Raw genomic sequence first — 5,143 nt, 5'->3', positions numbered from 1 at the left:
GCCGCTTGGTGACCGCCTCGGCCATCGCTCTCACCAGGCCTGCCAGCTCGGCGGGGGTGAGGCTGTTGAACTGTTTGCCCACCTTGGCCGCCGCGTGCTTGCGGGTATTGGCTTCGTCCAGGCCAAGCGCGGCACCGAGCGCCAGGACGGCCGAGCGCAGGTCGGATAGCTCACGGGCCGAGCTCAGCCGTGTTGGGCTGGCGCGGTCATACAGCGAATTCCCGAACTGCGGGCCTATTATGTGGAATGCAAGTTCATGTCAAGGTTGCGCTTGCGAGCTCATTGCGGCTAGGCTGTCCCATGGGAATGAGGACGCCGTCGAGGGGTAACGACCCCGTGCCGACCCTTGAGGAACGCATGGTCGCGATTCGCGAGCAGGCCGAGATCTTCATGGAACTGTCGGCCGGCATCGCCGAACGGGCTTACGAGCTCCGTATGCGGGCGCTGGACAGCATCGAGCGCTCCAGGGCTCGCGTGCGAATCGCCCAGCAGAACCTAGGCTCAGCGGATTCGCGAGGGGACCGCCCTCGGACCGAGGCTGACAGAATCTGAACTGTCCGCTGGGTTGCGGCCGTCAGCGTGGCGGCCCGCATCGGCGAGTATTTCGTCGAGAGGCCTTGACCCGAAGTAATCGACCAGCTTCCCGACAATGCCAAAGTCGCGACGGATGTCATCCGACGTGACCGTGTCCAGACCTCTTGCCCGGGCATAGGCCTGCGCGAACAGCTTGAGGTCGCTCTCCTTCGCTTGGTTGTAGGGCAGTCTGCGCCAGGCCTCAGCCGAAGCTTCCGCCTGCTCATCAACTCGGCGTTTGCGACCGGTGGCGGCGGCAGCTCGCCGAGGAGTGGATGCGACGACCTGAAGAGGCGGGCGCGCATTCGGCTTGTCCGGAACCCTGGCAGGGACTGTCCGGCTCGCAGACGTTCCGTCGTCATCGTCATCATCGACGCACACACCCAGCAGTGCGGCGAGGCCGTAACGCCGGGCATAGGTGAGGGCCGAACCATACCCTTGAGGCGTCAGGACTGGAAGGGGCATGAGCTCGGTGCCGGATACCCACTGTCCTGACTGGTGAAGCAGGGTGGTCGTGAGCCGTAGCTCACCTCGGCTTCCCGGTTCGCAGGTTTGGAGGACCGCCAGTCCGTTGTCCGTGAGAGGCTTGCGAACGACGTCCCAGATGCTCGACAACGTCGCGTAGCGGTAGGAGCGCTCGCCCGTTGCGGATTCGAGCTGGCCCACCTCGTTGGCCGTAACGCTGTGGAGCTGCGATTGTGTCTTGGCCAGAGCGGCCGCCAGTTCGTTCAGGTCGTCAGAGTGACTGGTCATGGCGTTCAGCCCAGAGATGGGCGGCACTGCCTGGAGAGGCGGCATCGCACCTGGCGTGTGCTTGGTTCATAGGCTGTCATTCATTTCTCCTTTCGAAATGCAAATCGCCGAGCCCTGTGGCTCGGCGATTAATCAAATGAATGGGCGTGGGTCATCTCATGGGTCGCTTCCTCCAATTCGTTCAGATGTCAGCTGCCGGGGCGTCGGTCCACCGGGTGTAGAAACATCCACAAGGTTCTCGAGCAGCCGGTCAAACGCGGTCACACCCTCTTCCACGGCATCGCGCTCGCCATCGGTCAACGGGATCTCCTGCAGCATCTTGAGCAGGTTGTCCTTGCCCTCCAGGAGCTGCGCCCGCGCTGAACCCTTCACGATGTAGAAGCTGCACTTGGCGCACGCCATTCGGTGAGGGCATTGCTCGAAGAACTGGTATGAGCAGTAGCCGTGGCCGAGGTCATACAAGCGCCACGGCTGGCCTGTAGCCGCGGCCCCACTGCTGATTGCATCCTGGTCGATGAGGACGTCAATGGTGCGCACGTTGCGGGCGAAGTAGTCGGCGTCGGCGTAGGCCCGGGCGAGCTTCGTCGGCGAGAGCTTGGCGTAGTGCTGCGTGGAACTTGGTGAGCGATGCCCGAGCCAGGCCTGCAGCTCGAACAGCGTGAGCGGCTGTTTGGCATTGAACAACTGCGTGGCAATGGTTGCTCGGGCGCGGTGGCTGGTGATGGTGCCGCGAGCGTCGGCTTCAGGGATACCGGCTTTGTGGCAGAGGATCGGGATCAGGGTCTTGTTCACGTACGGCTGCCCGACCCGCTGGCCACGATGCGCGAACAGACAGGACATCAGCTCGCCTGTCGTTCGGTCCACCATCAGTGGCTGTTCGTGCCGTACGGCTGCCCAGGACGTTACCGCTTCTCCGACGAGCCGGTCTACCGGTTTGGTAAAGGCCGGCCCTGTCTTGTTCGCTGGAACATCAAGGAGACAAATTGGCCGGCTGGTGCCTGCGTCCGGCCGAGGTTCCTGCCACCGAATGCAGCCAACTCGCAGCCGGCGCAGCTCGTCATTGCGCAATCCGGCGAATAGCCAGACGACAGCCAGTGCGCGGACCATCTCAAATGGGTACCAGCCCCGCTGACCATCGTCCGGTCCAATGAGGTCGTCAGCGGTCAGATTCAAGCCGGCCCAGACGAGCTTGGCCCAGACGTCATCCGCCACGACCCGCGGGTTTGGCCCCATCAGTGAGAGCAGCGAGCGGGGGGTGGCAAGCACTCGCCTGGGATCGAACCGACGTGGTAGCCAGCCCCAGTCCTGGCAATCGCGGAAGAAGACCCGTACCGCCGACAACTGCCCGGATTTACTGCACGCAGTGAGCGGTTGCCCAACGCGCTTGGCCTGCAGACGATAGGGGACGGACCACTGGCCAACGACCATGCGGCTGACAACCGCCACGAACTCAGCGGCGAGTTCGCGCGTCCAGGAGTCGGGGCTTGCCTGGTCAGGATGCTCGGCAGCGAGCCAGCGGCCCACTTTGAGAAGCAAGACGTAATGGTTGTCACGGGTATCCAGCCGCAGCGTCGACGTTGTGTACCAGCGGCGGCACCAGTGGAGCCATTCCTCGGCGACCGCGTCGGTTGAGGTCGGCGGTGGCTCATGGCCGCGATACCACGGCGGCGCGAGCGGAGCCTCGTGAATGCCCAACTCTGTCAGCGCCAGCGACAAGGGCAAATAGCCGCTCCCGGCTCGGCCAATGAGCGTTCCCGCGCGTAGCTGCTCGAGCAGTTCAGGTGTCAAGTCGGCCAAGACTGGGCTGCGGTTCGCGAGCAACGCCGTACAGAGTGCTTGCCGAACGTCTTTCAGACTCGTTGGACGGTACCCCCAGCCTCGCAGCACGTCCGTCACCGTCTCAATTGCCGCGGTGACCTGCTTGCGGCCGAACGCGTTGCAGGCCAGTGTGACGCGCTCCACGCGGCCTACTGCCGGCCAGTCATTGAATCCCACAAGCAGGCAGGCAATGGCAAGCATGTCCTGTCGGCAACGGTCGTGAACGCGGTGGCGTTCTCGAAATCCGAGTTGGCCGCCGCCAAGCGTCTCCACCCATTCCGCATTTGTCCATGCCCACAGCGTGCGCCGCCGCTGAAGGGTCGCGGTGGCAACGATTCGGAGTGAGCCAGCCCGGGGTTTGCCCCGGGCGTCCACCAGGTTCAAGACCGCTTGCACCGGCTCGAACAGTCGCATAAGGATGGGGTTGAGGTCAGATGGCCATCTGAAACAGCGCTGAATGGCAGGCACCAGTTCGGCGAGGGCGATGAGCTCGGCTGCCGACAGCTCGGGCGTCCGGTCGTATGCCCCGATGTCGATGGGGCAACCCTCAGCGGTGGCGCCGGTTCGTCTGGCTCGACGAAGCCCGGGTGCCAGCACGCTCACCAGAGGAGGCTTTCGAGCTGTCTGCGCCGCTCGGCGTGGAGCGCGTCCATGCTGAGCTCCAGCTTGCTCGCCAATTCCCGGCCGCTGAGGTGGATGTAGCGAAGGGTGCTTTCAACGGTTCTATGGCCGGCGAATGTGGCGATAGCGTGGATGTCCCAGCCGGCGCGCGCCAGATCGGTGAGCCGCAGATGGCGCGGAGTGTGAGTCGCAAACTGCGCCACGCCGGCACGCAAGCCGATGCCGCGAACGACTTTGGACCAGGTCCATGGCGAGATTGGGGCTGCCCGGTTCCGGTCAGAGTGAGACCGAAAGAGGGGTCCGCGCTCGGTGCACATGGTCCGGCGATCGCTCAGGAACGCTCCGAACAGTGCTCCGGTAGGCTCCGAATAGGGGACCACGCGATCTCGTCGGCTCTTGCTGGTTTCGGCTCGTACGCGTACCAGGCGGTAGGCGGGATCGACGTCACTAACGTCGAGTGAGCACAGTTCCTCCCGCCTGAGCGCCGCGTCGTAGGCCAGGGCGAACATGAACCGGTTGCGGACGGACTCGGCATGAGCGGCGTGAAGAACCAGTTGCCACTGCTCGTCGCTTGGAATGATCGGCAGCTTCTGGTAGCGCGGCACCAAGCCACGGTCCCGGGGTCCACCAAAGCCACGCCCGGGTGTATACCGTCCACGGCCGACGGGATTGTCTACCCGGAGCCCTTCCTCGATGAGGTAGTCGTAGTACAGGCGCACGGCCGTGAGTCGCTGCTGCAGCGTGGCGTTCGCTAACCCGCCGCCAGAGTCGAGGACTCGCACGTTCTCCCCGCGTTCCCGAGGCCGGGTCAGGAGACGGTGAACGTAAGAGGCGATGTGTTCCCGTCCCGCGGTTGAGGCGTCGACCTGGTTGTCAGCCGCGAACCTCAGAAAATCCTGGAGAGCACGGCCATACGCCTCGACGGTCTTCGGGGCTCGACCCAGGTTGGCTTGACTTACGAGCCAGGACCGAGCGCGCTGTTCCTGAGCGACCAGTGGGTAGTGGTCCCAGCGCGGAGTGGTAATCATGGGCATGCCCATGACTACCACTCCGGAGCAATCGGTCTCGACCGGCTCTTAGCTTCCTTGCAATCCCACGTCTTTGCTAGCGGTTGTGCTTGGTATTCCACCTAACATAGAGCTGGCGCAGCGCGCGTTTGAGGCCATCGGTCACCGCCGCTTTGATGGCGGTATCGTGTGCCTCGGCGGTCGGCTCGGTGGCGAAACCACAGCCGACGTCGGAACGAGCTTCGCAGTCACGCACCGTCACGCGCACCGTGGCCCAGTACATGCCCGCCGTCTCGTGCGGCTCGCCAAAGTGGAGCGCCTGATAGCGGATGTCGCCCACGACCTCGCCGCCCCAGTTGCCGAACCCGAAG

4 protein-coding genes and 1 pseudogene are annotated in these 5,143 nt (G+C 64.2%); all 5 read right to left on the bottom strand.

Annotated elements, in window-relative coordinates; all coding sequences use genetic code 11:
* Positions 1-501: 501 nt before the first annotated feature.
* Entirely contained in the window at positions 502-1,326 is an 825-nt protein-coding gene (locus tag VFA16_RS06435) for an ERF family protein (protein ID WP_324967015.1), read from the bottom strand.
* Positions 1,327-1,482: 156 nt separating this feature from the next.
* The gene (locus VFA16_RS06430) at positions 1,483-3,042 is read right to left on the bottom strand and encodes a tyrosine-type recombinase/integrase (protein ID WP_324967014.1); all 1,560 of its coding nucleotides are present in this window, start codon (positions 3,040-3,042) and stop codon (positions 1,483-1,485) included.
* A 701-nt stretch (positions 3,043-3,743) separates the two neighbouring features.
* Positions 3,744-4,370, bottom strand: a complete 627-nt coding sequence (locus tag VFA16_RS06425) for a site-specific integrase (protein WP_324967016.1) — start codon at positions 4,368-4,370, stop codon at positions 3,744-3,746.
* Positions 4,371-4,460: 90 nt separating this feature from the next.
* A pseudogene (locus VFA16_RS06420) lies at positions 4,461-4,793 on the bottom strand (site-specific integrase); the annotation flags it as partial.
* A 76-nt stretch (positions 4,794-4,869) separates the two neighbouring features.
* On the bottom strand, positions 4,870-5,143 hold a 274-nt coding region (locus VFA16_RS06415; protein ID WP_324967013.1), incomplete at its 5' end, for a Rad52/Rad22 family DNA repair protein.

This window comes from Mycobacterium sp., from assembly GCF_035653355.1.
GTDB lineage: Bacteria > Actinomycetota > Actinomycetes > Mycobacteriales > Mycobacteriaceae > Mycobacterium.
The sequence above is the reverse complement of the archived record's forward strand: the minus strand, read 5'-3'. Positions and strand labels throughout refer to the sequence as shown.